Origin of the sequence: Providencia stuartii (assembly GCF_029277985.1) — a bacterium.
In the GTDB taxonomy this organism is placed as follows: Bacteria; Pseudomonadota; Gammaproteobacteria; order Enterobacterales; family Enterobacteriaceae; genus Providencia; species Providencia zhejiangensis.
In genome coordinates, this window is sequence record NZ_CP119546.1 from 2,289,953 (window position 1) to 2,309,933 (window position 19,981).

At 40.7% G+C, this 19,981-nt stretch carries 11 protein-coding genes; 6 read left to right on the forward strand and 5 right to left on the reverse strand.

Translation table 11 applies throughout. The features are described from left to right. Positions 1 to 17 precede the first annotated feature (17 nt). Both uxaC and P2E05_RS10010 read right to left on the reverse strand, forming a co-directional pair. Positions 18 to 1,445, reverse strand: coding sequence for a glucuronate isomerase (gene uxaC, locus P2E05_RS10005; protein WP_276122730.1), 1,428 nt, complete (start codon positions 1,443 to 1,445; stop codon positions 18 to 20). A gap of 14 nt (positions 1,446 to 1,459) precedes the next feature. Continuing rightward, positions 1,460 to 2,926, reverse strand: a complete 1,467-nt coding sequence (locus tag P2E05_RS10010; RefSeq protein WP_154623443.1) for a fructuronate reductase — start codon at positions 2,924 to 2,926, stop codon at positions 1,460 to 1,462. A gap of 365 nt (positions 2,927 to 3,291) precedes the next feature. On the opposite strand from P2E05_RS10010, the gene P2E05_RS10015 reads away from it, so the two are divergent. The 3 genes from P2E05_RS10015 (at position 3,292) to mnmH (ending at position 6,237) form a co-directional block, all read left to right on the forward strand. Then, positions 3,292 to 4,056 (forward strand): FCD domain-containing protein, encoded by a 765-nt coding sequence (locus P2E05_RS10015; protein ID WP_154623448.1) that lies wholly within the window; start codon positions 3,292 to 3,294, stop codon positions 4,054 to 4,056. A gap of 37 nt (positions 4,057 to 4,093) precedes the next feature. After that, positions 4,094 to 4,879 carry an ANT(3'')-I family aminoglycoside nucleotidyltransferase AadA33 gene (aadA33, locus tag P2E05_RS10020; RefSeq protein ID WP_276122731.1) on the forward strand — a complete coding sequence of 262 codons (786 nt, stop codon included), beginning with the start codon at positions 4,094 to 4,096 and terminating at the stop codon, positions 4,877 to 4,879. Between the two features lie 263 nt (positions 4,880 to 5,142). Next, entirely contained in the window at positions 5,143 to 6,237 is a 1,095-nt protein-coding gene (gene mnmH / locus P2E05_RS10025; protein ID WP_196713108.1) for a tRNA 2-selenouridine(34) synthase MnmH, read from the forward strand. A 102-nt stretch (positions 6,238 to 6,339) separates the two neighbouring features. On the opposite strand, the gene P2E05_RS10030 is transcribed toward mnmH, so the two are convergent. Then, positions 6,340 to 6,603: a DUF3811 domain-containing protein gene (locus P2E05_RS10030; protein WP_154623440.1), complete on the reverse strand. Its 264-nt coding sequence runs from the start codon at positions 6,601 to 6,603 to the stop codon at positions 6,340 to 6,342. 294 nt (positions 6,604 to 6,897) lie between these two features. On the opposite strand from P2E05_RS10030, the gene P2E05_RS10035 reads away from it, so the two are divergent. From P2E05_RS10035 to P2E05_RS10045, 3 genes are all read left to right on the forward strand, one after another. Next, a complete protein-coding gene (locus P2E05_RS10035; protein ID WP_230085838.1) occupies positions 6,898 to 7,905 on the forward strand; it encodes a DUF481 domain-containing protein in 1,008 nt (335 codons plus the stop codon). A 289-nt stretch (positions 7,906 to 8,194) separates the two neighbouring features. Next, positions 8,195 to 9,214 (forward strand): efflux RND transporter periplasmic adaptor subunit, encoded by a 1,020-nt coding sequence (locus P2E05_RS10040; RefSeq protein WP_154623438.1) that lies wholly within the window; start codon positions 8,195 to 8,197, stop codon positions 9,212 to 9,214. After that, positions 9,211 to 12,297 (forward strand): efflux RND transporter permease subunit, encoded by a 3,087-nt coding sequence (locus P2E05_RS10045; protein ID WP_276122732.1) that lies wholly within the window; start codon positions 9,211 to 9,213, stop codon positions 12,295 to 12,297. The genes P2E05_RS10040 and P2E05_RS10045 overlap by 4 nt, the downstream gene beginning before the upstream one ends. 66 nt (positions 12,298 to 12,363) lie before the next feature. Here P2E05_RS10045 and P2E05_RS10050 read toward each other — a convergent pair whose 3' ends face one another. Together P2E05_RS10050 and P2E05_RS10055 are read right to left on the reverse strand one after the other, a co-directional pair. After that, the gene (locus tag P2E05_RS10050; RefSeq protein ID WP_276122733.1) at positions 12,364 to 13,722 is read right to left on the reverse strand and encodes a hypothetical protein; all 1,359 of its coding nucleotides are present in this window, start codon (positions 13,720 to 13,722) and stop codon (positions 12,364 to 12,366) included. A 16-nt stretch (positions 13,723 to 13,738) separates the two neighbouring features. Continuing rightward, positions 13,739 to 19,975, reverse strand: a complete 6,237-nt coding sequence (locus P2E05_RS10055) for an AAA domain-containing protein (protein WP_276122734.1) — start codon at positions 19,973 to 19,975, stop codon at positions 13,739 to 13,741. Positions 19,976 to 19,981 lie beyond the last annotated feature (6 nt).

Sequence of the window (19,981 nt, forward strand, 5' to 3'; positions counted from 1 at the left end):
GATAACTTGCGTGAATTTCACTGACTAAGGGGAGTTATTGCTGAAAAATAACGCTTAGCATTATAAAAACAAATATTCTCAACCAGTTGACCTATCATTTTTTCCTCTGCTGGCATTTCACCATTCATCACTAAAGTCCCTAGCATATTACAAAGGATACGCCGGAAGTATTCATGCCGTGTATAAGATAAAAAACTCCGTGAGTCAGTCAACATTCCGATAAATAGGCTGAGCAAACCTAACTGAGATAACTGCTCCAATTGCCTCTGCATTCCTTCTTTTTGGTCATTAAACCACCAAGCGGAGCCAAATTGGATTTTGCCCGCAACCTCACCATCCTGAAAATTACCGATTAATGCCGCCAAAACGTCGTTATCGCGTGGATTAGCACAATAGAGAATGGTACGAGGGAGTTCGTTAGTTTTATCCATCTCATCAAGAAGACGGGAAAGTGGATAGGCAATCGGTAAATCACCAATAGCGTCAAATCCACTGTCAGAACCCAGTAACGTAAATTGTCGGCGATTGTTATTACGCATCGCGCCAATATGCAATTGCATCACCCAACCGTATTTAGCATACTGTTTTCCCAACCATCCTAATATCGCGGTAGAAAATTGTGCAATCGCGATTTCATCCAGGATTTTTCCTTGCAAGCGAGCTTGTAATATCCGATCAAGCACCGTTTCATCGGGTATCGGTGCATAACGCACAATATCAATACCATGATCGGATGCGATACACCCATGAAATGCAAAATATTCCAATCGTCGTTCTAGAGCGAAAAGTAAATCGCTAAAACGCGAAATAGCAATATTCGCACACTCCCCTAATTGTTCAATGTAGTCAGCAAAACCAACCTGCTCGATTTTAAATACACGATCTGGCCGCCAGCTAGGGCGGACTTCTATATTAATTGTTTTATCTTGAGCTATTTGCTGATGGTATATCAAAGAATCAATGGGATCATCGGTGGTACCAACCATATGCACCTGCATTTGTTGCATAATCCCGAGTGTTGAAAACGCTGGCTGAGAAAGCCGTTCATTCGCTTCATGCCAAATGTCATCCGCGGTCGTTGGACTTAATAATTTTCCAGTAATACCAAATGGGCGACGCAATTCAAGATGGGTCCAATGATAAAGCGGGTTACCCAATGTCATTGGAACCGTTTTGGCCCAAGCTAAATACTTTTCATAGTCGCTACTTTCACGACCTGTAATGAATCGTTCTGGAATACCCGCCGAGCGCATAGCTCGCCATTTATAATGGTCAGCTTCTAACCATATTTGCCCAAGGTTATCAAATTGACGATTTTCAGCTATTTCTTGAGGATTTAAATGGCAGTGATAATCATAAATTGGCATTTTGGCAGCATAATCATGATATAAATTCTGCGCTACTTTATTGTTTAATAAAAAATTTTCGCAAAGGAAGGATTTCATAAGAAGCTCCAACGTTATAATGTCGCCACAGCTTGTCGTGCACCAACATCCAGTAACTTCTGATACGCCAATTTCACTGCTGTAATAAAAGAGGGATTATTTGCTAAATGTTTATCAAATATCGATTCAATGGCTAATAACTCTTCAACGACCCCGACGGAAAGACCGTGCTTTGCATATATAGCCGCAAATGTTTTTTTTAGTGGGTCTCGTATATCTATAGTATTACCTTGCTCATCAATACCACTGATATAACGCATCCATCCCGCTATGCCTAATACTAAGCAAGAGTGTTCCGTTCCATGCTCTAAATGCCATAAAACTGAGTCCAATAAGCGTTGAGGTAATTTTTGACTACCATCCATCGCGATTTGCCATGTTTGATGCCTTAACGCTCGATTTGTGAAGCGGGCCATTAAACTGTCCGTATAAGCGATAAAATCAATATCTTCCGATACCGTAACCGTCATTGCTTGCTCATTAAGCATCAGCTTTCGTACTGCATTGCGGTAATCAGGATTATCCATCGTATCCGCGATATAGGTATAGCCGCCTAAATAACCTAAATAAGCCAAAAAGGAGTGGCTGCCATTGAGCAGACGTAATTTCATTAATTCAAAAGGTTTCACGTTCCGCACAAATTTAGCGCCAGCAAGTTCCCATTCAGGACGTCCATGAACAAAATTGTCTTCAATTATCCACTGTTTAAAAGGCTCGCAAATCACAGCACACCGATCGTTTTTACCAAGTAACTGAGTCATTTCATTGGTACTTTCTTCCGTAACGGCAGGGACAATTCGATCTACCACCGTGCATGGAAACGTGACATGTTGTTCAATCCATTCGCTGAGTTTCCGATCTTGCAAAGATGCCAACCCAATAACGGCTCGACGAACCATATGACCATTATCACGAACATTGTCACAAGAGAGCACAGAAAATGGAGGGCGCTGACGTTCGAAACGTCGTTTCAGGGCCGCGGTTATAAACCCTATTGCTGAGCGAGGGGTATCTGGAGTTGTAATATCTTGTTTTATCAATTCATTATTAAGATCCAGTTGACCTGTTACTGGGTCAATACAATAACCTTTTTCTGTTATTGTTAACGAAATAATACTGATATCAGGCGAAGCCATCTTTTCAATGATAGCGTCGACGCCATCAATCAGCGGATGCATCGCTTCTTTCATCGAGCCTATGACTTTCAATGCTGTTGTTGAGGGTCCTTTTTCTACAATAGCATATTGCATCGATTGAGCTTTGAGGGCTTCAATGATGGCGATATTACGCACAGACATCAAATTGACCTCACAATAGCCCCAGTCACTCTGCGTTTTTTCTAAAACAAGATGCATATAAAGCGCTTGATGTGCTCGATGAAATGCCCCACACCCGAGATGAACCATACGAGTTGTCAAACGGTCAGTCGTCCAGTTAGGATAGACAATAACAGGGTCAGTCATCGCCAGTTTATTTTTCATGACGGGTTCCTAGGGGGCTAGCAAGCACAAAATTAGGAAGTCTATTGGTTCAATTTGGAAAAGCATAGTGGCATACAAATCACTATTCGACTATTTCCCTTAATTTATTTGGTTAACCTGATCACAGTATTAATACGTATAAGTTAACCAATGGAGTCGTTAAATGAATTAGCAAAATGATATAACACTTCACTAATTATTTATTACTCAATGCGTTCTATTAAAATAAGCCGAATCCATAGGGGTATATATTGTCTAAGTTTATATGCTGTCATTTTTTATGAGTAGCTTCCATAATCACATTTGGTCAACCAATTTGTGCTAAACTACTTTAACTAAGACGGGAGATTGATATGGCCATTATCATGACATCATCGACTGAAACTAAACGTCCTTACCAAGAAGTGGGCCACTTACTGCGGCAAATGATCACGAATATGGGCTATGCCATCGGCGATAGGCTTCCCCCTGAAAGAGAAATAGCCGAGATGCTAAATGTTTCTAGGGCTGTTGTGCGCGAAGCGTTGATCATGCTAGAACTTGAAAACCTTATTGAAGTGCGAAAAGGCTCCGGTATTTATCTGATTGCTCTGCCTAATCAAAAAGAAAACACGACCTCTGCCTCTTGCGCGCTGAATGCAGCAGGCCCATTTGAATTGTTGCAGGCAAGGCAGCTACTCGAAAGCAATATTGCTGAGTTTGCTGCGACGCAAGTCACCCCTGTTGATATCGCCAATATTCGTCAAGCATTACAACGGCATCATGACAATCAGGATCCTGAAGAGTCAGAAAACAACGACCGCGAATTCCATCTCACCATTGCTGAAGCAACACATAATAGTTTACTCGTTGAACTGTTAAAACAATCATGGGCTTGGCGAGATAATAATCCTATGTGGTTAAAATTGCATACACGAATTACTGATATCAATTACCGCCAAGAATGGATGAAAGATCATCAGGCCATTTTAGCTGCCATGGTTAAAAAAGACCCTATTGCGGCGAAACAAGCTATGTGGCAACATCTCGAAAATGTCAAACGGCGGCTATTAGAATTATCTGACGTTGAAGATCCTAATTTTGATGGCTATTTATTCAACTCTTATCCTGTCGATTTAGTCCGTAATTAATATTTCGCATAACAAGAGATAAAAAGAAACGTTTTTGATGAATTTTGAACATATAGACAGCAGTATACAGAAACAAGTGAAATCCGCCTGCTTACTTATTGAGAAACATCTTGGTGATTCACTCAATACTATTCACCTTTATGGCTCTACTTTGCATGGGGGACTAAAACCCCTTAGTGATATTGATTTGCTTGTTACCATTCATGTACCACTGACGGAGCAGCAACGTAAACGATTAATGAGAGAGCTTCTAGCGGTATCGGCTTGGCCTGGAAGTGATCCTACGTTACGTGCATTAGAAATCACTATCTTACTCAGTGAAACCATAAAACAGTGGCGCTACCCTCCTCATCGCGAACTACAATTTGGTGAATGGTTAAGAGAGGACATTAACTCAGGGATCTTTGAACCCCCACAAATAGATCCCGATGTCGCGATTCTCCTCACCAAAGTGAGGTTACACAATATCGCAATACTCGGTGAAGATGCTGCCCACACATTTGCCCCTATTCCATTAGAGGATTTATCACAGGCAATCAAAGCGACATTGGCTCAATGGAATAGCTCGGATGATTGGCAAGGCGATGAATGTAATATTATCCTTGCCCTCGCTCGTATATTTTATACGTTATCGACTCACGACATTGCATCTAAATCAGAAGCTGTAGATTGGTTATTGAATAGAACGAGTCATATTTCGCATCAACGCTTACTTGCGGCAGCACAGCATGCTTATTTAACAGGAAAACCCTTCGATACTTCTGATCCTAAAGCTATCGAAGATTGTATTCTTGCCATAAAAGCGCAATGCGAAAACATATAATTCATTGATGTTCATTTTTTCTGTCAGCATTAAATGCTCTAACGGTGACTTATCAACCGTTACCTGTCGCTGACAGAGTTGAAAAATCTTACACATCATCATAAAAGGTCAGTAAACTGAATCATTGACAGAATCACGAAATAAGTGACAGCGTCACGATGGAAGTATCCTGTTATTATTCCGTTAGGATCATGACGTGCCTTCACGCCCACATAGGAGTATAGTAGACGCTCCTATAATTTGGATTAATAACCGTTTTCACCATGGAATCAGCAGCATTACCGCAAAATATCCGCCAAATTTTAACTACTGGCACCCCTTTAATTGATGTCCGCGCCCCTGTTGAGTTTCAGCAAGGGTCAATGCCCAACGCGCACAATATCCCTTTAATGAATGATGCGGAACGTTCTGCTGTTGGGACATGCTATAAACAACAAGGCTCAGCAAAAGCAGTAGAATTAGGTCATCGATTAGTCAACGGTGAAATTCGAGCCAAGCGAATTACTGCTTGGCGTAAAGCATGCCAACAATTTCCTCATGGCTATATCTGTTGCGCTCGAGGGGGCATGCGTTCACATATCGTTCAGCAATGGCTCCATGAGATAGGGATTGAGTACCCATTAATTATTGGTGGCTACAAAGCATTAAGACAAGCTGCCATTGAGGTAACAAAAGAGTTAGCTCAACGCCCTATCATTTTGATAGGCGGATATACTGGCAGCGGTAAAACGATGATGATACATGAATTACCTAATGGTATTGACCTTGAAGGGATCGCTCATCACCGTGGTTCCTCTTTCGGCAGAACATTGCAGCAACAATACCCACAAGCCACATTCGAAAATCATCTAGCGGTGGAAATGCTCAAAAAATCTCAACAACATACACGCTGGATACTGGAAGATGAAGGTCGCACCATTGGCGCAAATAGTCTACCGGAGGCGCTACGCGCTCAAATGGCAAATGCAGCTATTGTGGTTGTTGAAGACCCTTTTGAATTACGTTTACAGCGACTAAAAGAAGAATATTTTGACCGGATGACGCATGCGTTTTTAACTGCTTATGGTGAAGAACAAGGGTGGATAGCCTACAGTGAATATCTGCACCATGGCCTATCAGCAATTCATCGCCGTTTAGGTTCGCAACGCACCATAGAATTAACAACATCACTGGATATTGCATTAGCCGAACAACAAAAAAGTGGTAAAACCGATGCTCACTTAATTTGGCTAGTACCATTACTTAATGAATACTACGACCCCATGTATCACTATCAGCTTAGTCAAAAACAAGACAGAATTGTGTACCGTGGCAATTATCAAGAGGTTTTACAGTGGCTGATAACCCATGGAAATTAAGGGTTATTTTTACAACAAACATACTGACAGAGCCAACTTAATGACTCTGCCAGTTTCAAATGAATTAATTGTTATCTATATAGCTCATTGATTAACTATATTTTAACGGAGACCCCTACGGTGGTTATGAGTTGACCAACTGTATGTTTCCTCACTGGCAACTAATTTATCTTTCTTTTTCTGCGCTCTGGCCTTTTTAGCTGCCAATTCAACCTCTTTTGATATTTCAGAGACAATTTCGTTCTTTACCCTACTGTGCTCCGCATTGGTTAATTCACGCCCCAATTTTTTTCTTTCTTGACCTAGCCTTGTACTTACTCTCATGCGTTGAGCATCAGTCATCTCTTGTAGCGTTAACATTTTCATATGTACACCTCAGTCATCGCGTAGGAGTTCATAATATAGCATCCAACGCAATAAACTGAACCTCATTCATATCAATTTCACGCGCTGATATCTTCTTTTCTGAACAAATAATATTCGATGGATAGTTCAACTAAGTAATATTAACTAACCCAATATTGGCGTCATTAAATAACGCTATATTTGCGTAAATTAAACTCGTCATAACTACAGATTCGTAAAGGATCTTGCCTTATATTTCTATCAATACTAGGGTTAACTAATTGATATATTTAGTACGATATGGGGTTTAGTCTAATGCGGTGTTTTACAGGTTTAATTTTGATTTCAATTACCGCGAATAGCTATGCTGATAATATCTACTTAAAAAATGGTGATTCACTCTCTGGTGATATCAGCCTTATTGATAATAATAAAGCGCTTATTAAGACCAGCTATGCTGGAGAATTAAGAATAAAACTCAACGATATTAAAACATTTAGTATCGATAACCCCGCTGTTGTAAAATCTAATGCTTCCTCTGAGTGGCAGCAAATTGATGCAATACAGGCAGCAGATACAAAACACGTCATATTAATTCATGGTGATCAACAGCAAAAAATGGCTATTAACGAGCGCTTAGTTTTGAGTAAGAAAATCGAAGAAAAACACCCAAAACAAACTAAGATAACGGGCGCTGTAAATGCGGGGGCAGCATACAATAAAGGCGCTTCCCGTAGTGAAAAATATTCGCTTGATGCAAATATGCAAGTTACCTCCAAAAAATGGCGTCATGGCGTCACAGCAGCCATGATAAGAAATAAAGATAATCATACGGTCAGCACCTATTATTACAATTTAGGTTATGAACTAGACCATTTTATTAATCCTGCTTTCTTTTGGCGTAATTCTGTTAACTATCAGCATGACTGGATTGAAGATATTAAATCGAAAGGTGGCCTAGGAACAGGTCCTGGTTGGCAAGTCTGGAATAATGAAAGAAGCGCCCTTTCCTTTACTGGCCTTATTAGTTACCAACGTATGGCATATCGAGATAACAGTAAAGAAAATTACATGCAAGGAAATCTGGCTTGGGACTTTAATCAAAATCTATTTGCAAAAACTATCAATGTCTATACTAAAGGGCATATCGGCCGAGGATTTAATCACGACGTAAGCTTAGATTTTAATGCGCGTTTAGGAATGATGTACTACCTGACAGATGGATTAAACTTAAATGCGAATATCATTCGAGAAAAAATCAATGCCAATAAAGGTGACTCCAATAATACCAATTACACGATTGGTGTTGGCTATAAATGGTAATACCCCCACTCCAGTTTAGGCTAAGTTCATCCGCCTTTTCAGTGTGACCTCTTCATCTATTTCAAGTTAGAGTATTCCCTTCAGACTTATCATAAACTCATGATGAATATTTTTTAGCTAACCTTAACAGAAGATTAAGGTTTAACTCCGGTTTATGGTAACAAATAGTGTCTCTGATTATATTAAGCCCCATATTCACTATCGGCTTTCTTTATTTATGACACGTTTTTTTTATTTTTGTTTTTTTTCCATACTTATCATCATATCGATACCTTCTCGCGCTGAAAATATGCGCCTGAGTGTAACTCAACCACAAAAAATAGAGCACATAGAGGTTATTAGCTTACCCGGTAAATTTATCGCAAAAAATGAAGTGGCCATTGGCTCACCATTACAGCAACAAATGGTCATCGATGTTTTTGTCGAAGAAGGCCAATGGGTAGAGAAAGGACAGCTATTAGCGACGCTAGAATCGCCACTCCAAAATGCGTCAGTCGAGCAATTACAAGCAGAAACAGAAAAGGCGGCAGCTTATATTCAGCAACAGAAAGCATTATCAGAACAATCACAAAAAGAGTTATCTCGATTAAAACCTCTTGCACACAAGGGGGTTATTTCAGCCAATGATTTTGAAAAAGCGAAATCGGAAGCCGTGGCACAACAAGCTATGTTAAATGCCAGTCGTGCTGAACTGCGCCAGCTGCAAGCACAATTATTAAAAGAACAAAGCCAGCAAGAAAAATCAAAAATCATTGCGCCCATTTCTGGTGTTATCAGTGAGCGACATGCAATACGTGGCATGTTAACGGATAATCAGCTGCTTTTTAAAATCATTGAAAATAATGAAATTGAATTTGAAGCATTCGCGCATTCTTCTGAACTGAAACGGCTATCAACCATTGAATCGATAACATTAAAAGCAAATGATAACAACCAATTTATAGGCAAGTTACGCTATTTATCTCCTAAAATAGATGCAATCTCACAGCTAGGGAAAATACGCATATCAATGACAAATGAACGCCCTAATATTCAACTCGGTGAGTCGGGCACGGCGATAATAAATAAAGCGGCAAAACCTATTTTAACCCTACCTTATAGTGCAATTAGAACCATCGATAACGGTGAAAGGATCATTTTTACTGTCGAGAATAATACCGTTAAACAGCAAAAAATCGTCATAGGCCAAGTACAAGGAGGACGTGTCGAAATAGTAAGCCCACTGCCTACTGATATTAATGTCGTTAATAATGCTCAAGCTTTTCTGACCGAAAATGATAAGGTTATACCTGTAAAGGATATCAAATGAGATTGCAGTTATCCTCTTGGGCAATTACTCGCCCTATCCCTACCATTGTTATTTTTTTAGCATTAACAATAGCAGGTATATTTTCATTTATTCATTTACCTGTTACTGCAAATCCTGTTATTAGCTTCCCTATTGTAACGGTAACCGTTACTCAGGATGGTTCCTCGCCCACTGAATTAGAAAATGCAGTGACCAAACAAATTGAACAAGCTGTATCAGGGATACCCGGTATTCGTCATATCTATTCAACGATTACTGAGGGTATTTCGACGACAACCATTGAGTTTGATTTAAATATTGATGCCTATATAGCAACAAATGATATCCGTGAGCAAATAGCACAAATCAGAAGTGATTTGCCCCAAACTATCGATGAGCCATTAATTAATCGGGTTGATGTTGAGGGTGGCGCCATATTGCGTTACGCCATTTCATCGGATACGCAATCTATTGCAGACCTCTCTTGGTTTGTTGACGATACTATCAGCAAACAACTGATCATGATCCCCGGTGTTCAAAAGGTCAACCGTTTAGGGGGAGCCGACAGTATTATTAGAGTGGAACCTGATGCGAATAAATTAGCCGCATTACAACTTTCTATTATCAGCATTAACGAATTACTGCGAAATGTTCACCAAAACTCAGCAGGCGGATCATCAAAATATAATGACCTACAACACACTATTCGGGTTTTAGGTGAGAAAAAAAATATTGATGATATTAAAAATATCCAACTCCCGCTTAGTGACCAGCAATGGGTTAAGCTAGGTGACATCGCTACGATTTATTTAGGGCAAAAAACAACCAAAACAGTCTCACAGTTAGATGGGAAAGATGTGGTTGGTTTTGCCGTTTTTCGTGCTAAAGGATCCAGTGATACAATCGTTGCCGAAGAGGTCAATCGCGCTATTGCAGAACTCACACAAAAACATCCCGATGTTGCCATTGAATTGGTATCTTCAACCGTAAAATATACGGAATCAAGCTACCATTTAACCATCCAAACACTTTTGGAAGGCGCATTCTTAACCATTATTATCGTTTTCTTCTTTTTGAAAAGCTGGCGAGCCACACTTGTTGCTGCTATCGCCTTACCATTGTCGATTTTACCGACATTTTTTATATTAGCGCTTTTTGATTACAGCCTGAACAGTATTACATTATTAGCATTAACACTGGTCATTGGTATTTTAGTCGATGATGCGATAGTTGAGATTGAAAATATCCAAAAATATATTGAACGTGGTGAACGTCCTTACTTAGCGGCATTAAAAGCTTCCGATGCCATTGGATTCGCTATCGTCGCAATAACATTAACTATTGTCGCGGTCTTCTTGCCGGTCAGTTTTATCGGGGGATTTGTTGGTAAATATTTTGTGCCATTTGGAATTACAGTCTCTGCGGCCGTTTTATCTTCATTACTCGTTGCTCGATTAGTCACGCCACTCATGGCCGCTTATCTATTATTACCGACCTCAAAACCTGTTAAAGAAGATAACGTCCCTAAGTGGATCTTAAAATATACACGGTTCTTATTAGTGACATTACGGCATCGTAAACTTGCTTTGTCTTTAGCGTTATTATTTTTAATTGGCTCGGTTTCAACAATTGCCTATTTACCCGCTGGATTTATGCCTGAGGGGGATATTAGTGTTAGCCAAATTGATGTGGAATTACCACCAGGCACACCGGTTGAAGAAACAAATAAAGCGATCAGTCATCTGGCGAAATTACTCGGAGATAGAGAGGAAGTTAAGTCCATTTATACTATTGCGGGGATCAGTGATGATGCCGATGGTATTGCTCAACATAAAGGCCAGCTTATTCTTACTTTAATTGAACCACATGAACGCGCCATGTCTCAAAAGCAATTTGAAAACTCGATTGCTCATTTATTACAACAAAGTCCTGACGTACGTTATACCTTTAGTAATAGTGATGGGAATAAAGAATTTTCGCTGACATTCACAGGTACTGACCCTGAAGAATTAGAGGCGGCTATGCACACATTACGCGATAGCATTGCAACAGTGAAAGGGATCAATAATGTGCGCGTTGTCAAACCGCTATTACGTAAAGAATTAATCGTTACGCCCTCGACGAATGATTTAGGTCGTACGGCGGTAAGCGCAGATGAAATTGCAAATACCTTACGTGTTGCAAGTATGGGCGAATCTAATTCCAGAAGTGCTAAATTTAATTTACCGGAAAGACAATTAGCGTTGCAGGTGATACTTCCTGATTACCAAAAAGATGATCTTAATGTTTTAAACAATCTTTATGTTCGAAGTAATACTCAGCTGAGTGTTCCTATCAAATCCGTTACTAATATCGATTTTAGTGATGGCCCTACCCAAATTGACCGTGTGAACCGTTCTCGAAAAATGGTCATTGAAGGAAACTTAGAAGGGTTAACACTCGGTGAAGCATTGGAAAATGTGAAGGCTCTTCCCGAATATAACGCATTACCCTTAAGCATTGAACCGCTTGAAGATGGCGATATCGAATACATGAATGATATGTTTAACCGTTTTAGTACCACTATGCTATTCAGTGTATTATTGGTATTCGCTATTTTAATCATCTTATTTAAAGATTTTATGCAGCCTATTACCATTTTAGCGGCTCTACCGTTTTCCATCGGTGGTGCAATCATCGCTCTTGTCTTGTACGGTGCAATGATCGACTTACCTGTTATTATCGGTATTTTAATGTTAATGGGTATCGTCACTAAAAACTCAATCTTATTAGTTGAATTTATTTTAGAAAAAGAACGTCGCGGTTTAAGCCGTGAAAACGCGATCATTGAGGCTGGTCAAGAGCGAATTCGCCCTATTATTATGACAACATTCGCCATGATAGGGGGAATGATACCGTTAGTGCTGACTACAGGGGCCGATGCAGGGTTCAGAGCGCCAATGGCGGTCGCCGTGATTGGTGGTTTACTCAGTTCTACCGTTCTCAGTTTACTGTTCGTTCCTGTTATCTATAGCTTTATGGATGATTTGAAAAAGAAAATATTACCGCAATTAGCAAAACTGACGTCTGTCACCGAGGCTGATCGTAATGTCAAACATTGGTAAACGAACATCAAAGTATTAGAGTACGCGAAAAGGGGTAATGCCCTTTTCGCATACAGAAGAGGGTGATTAACGCAACGTTTTTTGATGCGGTAAATGGCTTATAATATTGCGATTTTGTTCATTTTCATCTGTGATTTCAACTACTTTCATCTCACCACTTCCTGCGGGTAATGCCCTATCAATCATTAACTCCGCATCTGATTGCGCAAGAATATCTTGCAGTTGTTGATGCTGGTTACACCAAATAGCATCCACATCGTGATCACGCTGATTATCACGTTGTGAAGAAAAAGCCACCGTGCGAGCCTGAAAACGCGTCTGCTTCCCCCCCAATTCGAGGCCATAGCCCGGAGTTGCGGGGTGGGTAATCACCACTTGCCCATTTTCCAACCATGAAGTCACTGAGTTTTCACGCACTTCGTAGCCTAATTTGCTTAAACCTTCAAGTATGGTTTCCCGTTGCGCACGGATAATAATCGCATTTTCCGCTTGCTCTATGGCCGCTTCTATCTGTTCAATTAATCGCTCAATCTGTGAGATTGGGTTAATTCTTGAAGCTTGATCCGCTTGTTGAAGAAGTGAAGCAAACTCTACATTTTCAAAACTTGCGAGTTCATCTCTCACCTGCGCCAGCCTTTCGATTAATTCAAGGTGTTTTTGATTATCACGTAACTGTTCAGCCATCACCATAATTAAGGAGTCTGCACTCATCTGGCGCTGAGCATTCTCTGGCATTGATTGGAGTTCAGTTAATCTTTCTGTGTGTAATGTCGCCTCTTTTTGACAGCCAAGTACATTTAGTTTCTCAATCATCAAGGCAATTTGTTCACATTGGATTGCAAATGGGCTTTGTGGTCCACCACTTTGCCAAAACAATCTTCTACCTTCTGACTGCGCTTTTAGCTGAGTTAACAGTTCATTTTGCGTTTCTGCTGGTGATTTAGCGGCATTTTCCAGCACTGTCATCGCACGAAAAATAAGCGAGGCCATCTGCTCATCATCTAAAATAGCCTTATTTTGTAACTCTGCAATTAAGGCTATTTCATGAGGTGCTTGCTGCTGAAGCCGCTCGAGTAATTCAGCAAGATTACGTTGGCGATGGTATTGACTACGCGCAGCGATTGCTTGTTCTTCAATGAATTGCTCTCTTATTTGGCGCATTTCACTATTCAAAGTTACCGTAAAACTTGCCATTTCTTGATTAAATGCGTTCAATTCACGGCTGGAAAATTGTGCAATTTTATCGTGTTTTTCTCGTAATTTTTGATATGCCGTTGTGATATGAGTTGTCCTTTCGTTGCGAGTGAGCCGCTTTTCACTTAAAGCTTGCCATTGCTGAAACAACCTATTCATCACTGCCAGTTGTCGTCGACTGCGGATCTCATTCATTTCTCTTACAGAAATACGGTGAACAGATGAACTCATAATGAATTATCCTTTATTAATTTAATGAAGCACGATGAATTGCATCAAGTAATCGTTGTTGCGCCTCTTCTTTTGCATAATACCATTCTGTCAGTGAGACACGATGCCTATGTGGCACAATACGCTCCAACACCCCTGCTCGCCATAGCTCACGTGCTCGAGCACGTTGCAGCAGTGAATGATGTGGCATATCACATTCAACGCCTAGCAAAAATTTTCCTGTTGCTTCATTTTCAATCAGGCAATCAAAATAGAAAACACCAACATGTTCTGGCGGGGCAATTTTCCATCCATGTGAACGAATGAAGCTGACAACAGACTCAACGAATGCATCTGATTGAATTGTAGTTTCTTCTTGTGCTGCCGCGGTATGACACATTCTACTGAGCAATTTATGGTTTTCTTGTTGCATCAATGGATCATTCAGGTTTTTGGCATAGGCTAAGTAGCCTTGTAAATAATCACGAGGAATTTCAGGTTTCCGGTAAGTCGTGAGTAAATCAGAGATCTCATCAATAGGCATTGATGACATGATCACCACTTGTTGACGAGCGCGTGTAATGGCGACATTTAATCGTCGCTCGCCACCTGTTTGCCCCAACACCCCAAAATTACGACGAAAAGTTCCCTGAACGTTACGCCCAAAAGTCGTTGAAAATAAGATCACATCACGTTCATCTCCTTGAACGTTTTCCACATTTTTGACAAAAAACGACATATCTTCATCGTTAGTTTGTCGTTGATTTTCTTCGATATAGGCCTGATGGAACTGCTCATCAAGTTGGATTTTCGCTCGAATATGTTGATTAATCAGTTGAGCTTGTTTTTGATTGAACGTGACGACCCCTATCGACGGTCTTTCATTAAATGGTCGCTTCCACAGTTCAGTTAAATGGTCAATAACCGCTTTCGCTTCATCTTCATTGCTTTGATTCACATAAGTACCATTAATCGGTAATAGCATTAATGGCTTGATATCATTAATAATTCTCTTGGAGTGCTGAGCAGGAATATTGAGCCTATTTTCATAAAAGGCATAATTTGAGAAATTGATTAATTCGCGATACACCGAGCGATAATGAATATCAAGGGAATGAATAGGCAATACAGTGCGCGCAAGATGGAGCAGATCTGGACAATCACTAATTTGGCGATAATTCCATTGCTCATCAACCTGTTCTTGCTGCTCTTCATCTTCCTCATCACCATCTTCTTCGACGACTTTTCCACTGAAGAATTTTGATGGTGGCATCTGTTTTTCATCACCACTGACAATAGCTTGCCGACCTCTAAATAAGGTAGGTAAAGCAAATTCAATAGGCATTTGCGATGCCTCATCATAAATAACAGTATCAAACATCGCGGCTTTCAAAGGAAGTATTTGGCTCGCAACATCGGGTGTCATCAACCAAACTGGTCGTAATTGCATTAACCCAAGTTCACATCCTTCACTGACAAACTCTCGTAATCGCCTTGCTCGTGGCCCCGCGAGACGGGTAATCGCTTCCCATTCACGACGAGTGGCTAATAATAAAGAATTTATATTGAGTGTTAGCGCTTGTTTATTATATTGCTGCAACTGCTTCTGTAATTCAGAGAGCTTAGTAATATGCTCAGTAAGCTGAGAATGATTTAAACTCAAAATGGGTGATCGGGTTTCAATTTTGTTTTTAGCAAATACGAAAAAATAGTGTTTCAGCGTATTCGCTAGAGTATCAACCCAGTGTGGCATTTCCTCTTCGCTTATTTGAGGCTGTAATAATGCCAAACACTGCCAATGTGCATTCGTAAAGTGTGCCGTTTCAGTTCTAAACAATTGAAACTGAATTAAGTCTGGCAGCGCACGTTGCAATTGTTCAATAATTTGTCTTAATGAACCATCTGCCTCAATCGTTTCTTTAAACTGCTGGAAATGTTCTGTTTTCAGTGTAGGTGCTAGTTGATTAAGTGTTTCAATACTCCTTTGTCGAGCTTCTGCCTTAACGATAGCGGATTCCACTTCACGGCATTGTTGCATAAAACCATCATGCTGCTGAGTTCTTATGCTATCAAGGAAATGTTCAGGTTGTGGGTATTCAGCCAAAATAGTCGCATTGACTTCAACATGTTTGAGTAATTCAATTAGCCCACTCAGTTTATGTCGCCACTGTTGCCCATATTCTGTTGGCGCTATCGCTAATTGGCCATATATAGGCTGTAATTCTTGATACAATAAGCGCCATTGTTGTTCAACATCGATAGTTTTTAACAGACTCTGTAGTTTACCCTCATCTTTTCCTATGCCACTCGAAGTAATAAACTGGTTTAACTTACTTTTACGTACATAGTAAAAAGGATTGAAAAACTTGAGTAATGAGCCTTGGCGTTTTTCGCTAATAGCGCGAGATAATTCGCTTAAATTGTCGTGATCTAACTGAGTAAACAGTGGAAAATACAAAGGGTCACACGCGGTAGTATCAATCATACATAAACGATCATTCAGTTGCGTTAACTGCTGTATGATCATCGTGCCGACGGTTTGTTTACCATTTTCAGTTAAAAATAGGGTTAACCACTGTGAAAAATGGTGCCATTGTTCCGTCGTCAATGCAGAAAATTGTTTTTGGCATTGACTAAAGGCGGCTCTATGATTGGTTAGCTCGTGAATATTGATTTGGCTTTTACTTACAGCATTCACATTTTCACGCTGTTGTTCATCATCCACCCACTGTGGAAAATAGTGATTAAAACAGTGGTATTGCGAGTCATGTGATAAGAAAGTAGTTAAGCAATTCAACGGGTTATTCTGGTAATTGAGCGATAACCAACGTGGAGCATGGCTTTTCAGATCATGCACAAACTGAATCACGGTATGCCTATCTAATGATGCGAGATAAGGCTGTATTTGATCCTTGTCTAATGAAAAATAATCGGTTTGCTCAGTCAGCAGTAATTCAGATAGTACCTGCTTATAAGAAAGTTTTAGCTGTTCATCCTCGCTAAACATCGCCTGATAATAATCATCAAGTAGGCACTCATGCTGCTTCAGCGTGGCTTGTATTTGTCGACGTTGATGACGCCAATCATCATCATGTAACGCTATGGCTAACCTGCCCCATAACTGTTCAATTTGCTCTCTCACCGCTTGAATAATTTCTCGAGGCTTTTGGTTCTGATTGATCAAAAGTACCCGATCGGTTAATCCATTGGCAACTAAGCGTTTATACACAACGTCCAGCGCTGCCGGTTTTTGGCAAATAACCAGTACGGTTTGTTGGTGCCCTATCGCATCTGCGATTAAGTTCACAATTGTTTGGCTTTTGCCTGTTCCGGGAGGCCCTTCAATTAATAAACCCGTACCTTGTCGAGCCGCTTGTACCACAGACTCTTGAGAAGGGTCAGGTAATGATAAAAAATATTGCTCATCCGTTTTTATCGGGCTGCTCTGTTGAGGTTCTGAATGGTCAAGATTCAGCATAGTGGCAAGCGCCGTTTGTTGAATTGATTGCGATGCGATCAATCTAAGATCACTACTGATCGCCTGACCAATGAATGAGGTATGAAATAGTACGGCTGAACACACAATTTGCGCGCTATTTTCTGGAACTTCCTCCGTAATCGAAGGTAATGGTGTCAGTGCCAATTCTCTTGCTGGCAAGGTGTTGGCGAGTGTTGTCATGACCTCTTCCACACTCAAAGCAGCCAAAGACAGAATTTTATCCAGCACTTTCTGCCATTCACTCATGGCAGGGATCCCAACAAAATTGGTCAACGCTGGATTTAAGCGTACGGCCGCTCTCTCATTATCAAAAGCTAATTGTATTGGACCTCGTTGTAATTCCGTCGATTGGATGGATACTGGCCATAAAAATAAAGGCGCAATCCTAGGTTTAATTTGATTAGGCTGTGTATTCAGCAATAAAAATGGAAAACCCAAGTACATTCCATTAATACCAGTATCTCTCTGGTACAACTGAGTATCTGACTGTAACGTCCATAAACGATTGTTCACACCTTTGCGCTGTAACAGGAGATCACCGCCTACAGTGATAGGACGACTTTTCCGATTGATCAGATGCTCAAGGAGTTTATCTGCACCCGAGGTAGAACTTGCGCATTCAACTAAATCAACGCGACCCGCGTTTGCAGTTAAGCGCATACGGACTAGATTACCCCGTTGAGTGACAGACACTAATCTTTTCGAAAAAAAGTTTAAAACTTCAAGAAGATATTTCTGCGATTCGGGCACTTGCCACTGCTCTTTTGGGATAGCGAGCATGACTAGAATTTGTGGTAATGGTAAGCGGCGCGTCAGTAAAAAAGTGTCTACCCACTGGTCTATCACAAGAATGCCAATACGCTTAAAACCCGCTAACCGATCGACTAATTGTTGAAATAATTCAGCGCGTGGTAATGTTAATTGTTGTTTAGCAATAGTCTCATCAAAATCACTTATATCCTGTTGTTGAGCTAATCGTGCCGCCTCATTGGTTATCGTTTCCAATGAGATAAATTGCCCAATATCGGCACTTAGCAACAGGATATAATCATCCTCTTGCAGCTTCTGCTTCCCAATCAATACTTTTAAGCTATCGTTATGAGTATCCGGAAACTGTTGGTGAAAAATATCCCAACGTGCAGCTAACTGACTGACGGACGTTATCAACAGATAAAGTTTTAAACTTTCCTCATTTAAAGGAATTTTTTGTTGCTCCGCACGCTGTCGAATACGGCATTGACGGTAATAAAGTTGAGCTAGCCAATGTTGTTCGTCAATACGTTGGATTTCATCAGTCAACGGTTCACTAATGAATTGATAACCTAATGCGGGATGCGTCAATAACCAAGCTGGAGTGGTGATTTCTCCTTGATAAACAAAAGGAATATTAGGATTCAGGATCCGTAGTGCTAAAGTCAGTTTAAGGTTATCTTCCATCTCGGAATGACCCACTAAACGTTGTAACTGACTAAGCACGTTCCCCATATCAGCAAATTTTGCTAACCAAGAAGTTATTTCCCCTCGTGTTAACATCGCAACGGCATCATCCCAATGCGTCGCCTCAGCAGCCATCATGGCCAATTCATTAGGATGTTTAAATTGATGTCCCGCAAACTGTAAGCTATGCGATACGAAATCACGATGAGCAGGTGTTGTTTCAAGCGCTTGTACCGGACGACCTTGTAGCCAAGCAGAAACTTGCGGCCACTGCCAACGCAAAAAACGATCCCTATTTAATAAGCCTCGCAATAATAATTGAGTGTTAGGATCCAAATCATCGGGTAGCTCTACACCATTGGTCATAATTTGAATCAAAAAAGCGTTATCATGAATATGCTCAAAACACTGACCTCGCGTAAGTTGTTCAAGCAAAATCATGCCTAAGCTCCACCAGTCAGAAGCTGCACAAACTCCACCAGCAAGCGTTTCAGGCGCGGTATAGCGTGAGATATCTAACGGTGAAACAATATCAAGGTCAAACTCAGATAAGCTAGCCGAGCCATATTCGATCACTACGATATCTAATGGTTCACGACTACGGATCAGTAAGTTAGAAGGTCTCAACGCCCGATGACGCAAGCCATGTTCAGCGAATGTCGCTAGCGCTTGCCCCATCTCCTCGACCAATCGTGGAATTTCATCTGGTCGCCAAAACTCACCTCGCTGAATAAATTGACTGAGCGATCCCCCCGTTAATGTTTCTGTTACATGCCAAGCTCGATTTTCCCAACGCCCTGTTTCATAAAAAACTGGGATATGTTCGACAGGAATAACGTTTAATACCTGATAGATAGCAGGATCAGGCTCTTCGCCCTTTTGATAGAGTGTGAGCACACCTACTTGGCCGGTTATTTTATTTGTGACAGCGTAACGTTCTCGTTCACTATCGACATCATTAATTCGCTGCTGTAAACACCAATTACCTATCATTCGTTCAGCCAAAATCACGGGCTGATTAATATTGCTCTGTTGATCTTCAGCAATATCCGCACCACATTGGAAGCAAATGAGCTCACCCTCTTCCATTGGATGGCCGTTGGTGCAAACACTATTTTTTATTGGCGGAGTGTCATGAGCTAAGTCAATACCTTGATTATCTTTAGCCGTGTCAATTGAAATAACCTTGTCTTGGATCGGAGCTTCCCAGTCCTCATCATGAATAGGTTCAAGAGTCAGATCCCAGCCACAAGTTTGATTGTTTATATCTCCTTCACAAAAAATCTCGGTTAATGGACGTTTTGTGTGGCAGTGTGGACAAAAGCGTATCATGGTCATCCGTTA